At 63.7% G+C, this 2720-nt stretch carries 4 protein-coding genes; all 4 read left to right on the forward strand.

Annotated elements, in window-relative coordinates; translation table 11 throughout:
- A partial coding sequence (locus tag KAZ48_11755; GenBank protein MBP7973465.1) for a hypothetical protein occupies positions 1 to 201 on the forward strand: 201 nt, incomplete at its 5' end.
- A 106-nt stretch (positions 202 to 307) separates the two neighbouring features.
- Entirely contained in the window at positions 308 to 979 is a 672-nt protein-coding gene (locus tag KAZ48_11760; protein ID MBP7973466.1) for a ParB-like nuclease domain-containing protein, read from the forward strand.
- Complete coding sequence (locus tag KAZ48_11765) at positions 979 to 1431, forward strand: hypothetical protein (protein MBP7973467.1); 453 nt, start codon at positions 979 to 981, stop codon at positions 1429 to 1431. Before KAZ48_11760 ends, KAZ48_11765 begins: the two co-directional genes overlap by 1 nt.
- A complete protein-coding gene (locus KAZ48_11770; GenBank protein ID MBP7973468.1) occupies positions 1424 to 2695 on the forward strand; it encodes a DUF3440 domain-containing protein in 1272 nt (423 codons plus the stop codon). Before KAZ48_11765 ends, KAZ48_11770 begins: the two co-directional genes overlap by 8 nt.
- Positions 2696 to 2720: the final 25 nt, after the last annotated feature.

Genomic DNA, 2720 nt, shown 5'->3' on the forward strand with positions numbered 1-2720 from the left:
GCCGCGGAACGTCCCGGAGCGTTCAGCGACTGGTGGCGGCGCCACATCGTCGACGACGACCCCTACCCGCCCGATAAGGACGCGGGGATGCGGGCGGCGCGGCAACGTCACCCCGCGAACCGGGTCACCTGGACGTGCCACACCTGCCACGAGGCATTGGCAGGGCCCATGGTCGAGCACATCTGCGGCGGTGACGCATGAGCGCCTGGTATTGCGCGCTGTGCCGCCAGTCAGGAACTGGCGGAGTGTCCGCCCTTCAGGCCCACCTCAAGAGCACGCACCGACCAACCAGGGAGAGGTCGCCCCGATGACATGGCAAGAGGAACTGCGATTACTGCTGGAACAGGCGTTCCATGGCCTCGCGCTCGACGACCAGGTGGCCGTTCTCAACGAGATTCGGCGCACGGTCGCCGACTACTCGCCGTTCAATGCGGAGCCGGTCGACCTCGTCGAGTGGATTCCCAGCGACGACGTGCAGGCCAACGACTACAACCCCAACAGTGTGGCTCCACCCGAGATGGAACTACTGCGCGTGTCGATCATGGCCGACGGATACACGCAACCCATTGTGACCAACGCCGATGAAAAGTCGGGTACCCGTGAGGTCGTCGACGGATTCCACCGCAACCGCGTCGGGCGCGAGTGTGACGACGTCAAAGAGCGCATTCGCGGCTACCTGCCTGTCGTACAGATCCGCACAGAGCAGGCCGACCGAACTGACCGCATGGCGGCGACGATCCGCCACAACCGAGCGCGCGGCAAGCACCAGGTCGACGCAATGTCGGACATCGTGCTGGAACTCAAGCGGCGCAACTGGTCCGACGAGAAGATCGGCCGCGAACTAGGCATGGATCCCGACGAGGTCCTACGCCTGGCGCAGATCAGCGGATTGGCCGAAGCGTTCGCCGACCGCGAGTTCTCGCAGGCGTGGGAAGCCGTCCTCGACGTCGACGATGAGCCGCTCGAGGTGATCGGCTGATGTTCAGCAGAAACGAGATCAATAACCCCCACGCGACACCGAGCCGCCGATTCCATCCATGGACCGCCATGGAGGAGTACCTCCCCGATGGCGGCATGTGGGCGATCATCAACGACTCCGATACGCGCGCTCGACTCGCAAGCGCCGCTGCGGATGTCATGGCAGACCCCGAGAGGTTCGCCGAGTCAATGCGCCGGGCGTTGCGCGAATGGCCGCGCTCGGTGGAAGTGGCTCTGACGACGCCGGGGATGAATCACCGGGCATGGCTTGGTCACGCCGGATGCTTCCTTGCCGTCGGATCCCCGGAGGACGTCACCCGCATCGGATGGCACCAACTTGACGACGGTGAGCAGTACGCAGCAAACGCCGCTGCTGACACTGTCATCCGAGAGTGGAGACTCCAGCAGGACTGCGTCATGGAGCCACTCCCCTTGGGGGACTGGGATGCCTAAGAACTACCTGCCCACCGACGTGCTTACCGCGGCCCGCGAGCGGATCGCGTGGACGTTCGACAACTTCCCTCGCGTCTACGTGTCCTTCTCTGCCGGCAAGGACAGCGGGGTGATGTTGTCCCTTGTCGAAGATGAAGCGCGCAAGCGAGGCCGGCGATTCGGCCTCCTGTTAGTGGATCTCGAAGGCCAGTACCAAACCACCATCCGCTTCGCCGAGCGACGCTTCCACGACCTGGCCGACATCACCGACCAATACTGGGTGTGCCTACCCCTGGCCCTGCGGAATGCCGTATCGGTTTATGAACCCAAGTGGTTGTGCTGGGACCCCGACAAGCGGGACGTGTGGATTCGCCCGCTGCCAGACAACGCGATCAGCGACGAGGGCTACTTCCCGTTCTTCGGCCGCGGGATGGAGTTCGAGGAGTTCGTCCCCGAGTTCGGCGAGTGGTACGCACAGGGCGAGCGGACCGCGTGTCTAGTCGGCATCAGGGCGGACGAATCCCTCAACCGATTCCGAACGATCGCCTCTACTACCAAGACCAAGCTGCAAGGGAAGCAGTACACGTCGCAGGTCACCGACAGCGTGTTCAACGTCTACCCGATCTATGACTGGAAGACGCGGGACATCTGGACCTATCACGGCCGTACCGGCAGGCCCTACAACCACCTCTACGACCTCATGGGCAAGGCGGGTCTAACCGTCCATCAGATGCGGATCTGCCAACCCTACGGCGATGACCAGCGGCGCGGGTTGTGGCTGTTTCACCTGATCGAACCGGAGACATGGGCACGCGTTGTCGCCCGCGTCAACGGCGCTAATGGGGGCGCGCTCTACATGCAGGAGTGGGGCAACATCAACGGCTATCGCAGGATCAGCAAGCCCGCCGGGCACACCTGGCGCAGTTTCGCCGAACTGCTGATCGCGTCTATGCCGCCAACGATGGAGCAGCACTACCGCGACAAGGTGATGCTGTTTGAGAAGTGGTGGGTAGCGCGCGGCTACCCGGACGGCATCCCTGACGAAGCCCCCTACGCCCTTGAGGCTAAGCGCCTGGCGCCGTCATGGCGGCGCGTATGCAAGACCCTTCTCCGCAACGACTACTGGTGCAAGGGGCTGGGATTCAGTCAGCACAAATCCAAGGCGTATCAGCGATACCAGGACATGATGCGCGACCGTCGCGAGCGATGGGGCGTGCCCGAGGAGCGCCTCGGCTACATCTCGCATCCCGGAATGCAGCAGGAACTGTTCGGGGAGTCGGCATGACCGAACTGTCGATCACGGTCCCCGG

The organism is Candidatus Nanopelagicales bacterium (genome assembly GCA_018003655.1).
In the GTDB taxonomy this organism is placed as follows: Bacteria; Actinomycetota; Actinomycetes; order S36-B12; family UBA10799; genus JAGNDY01.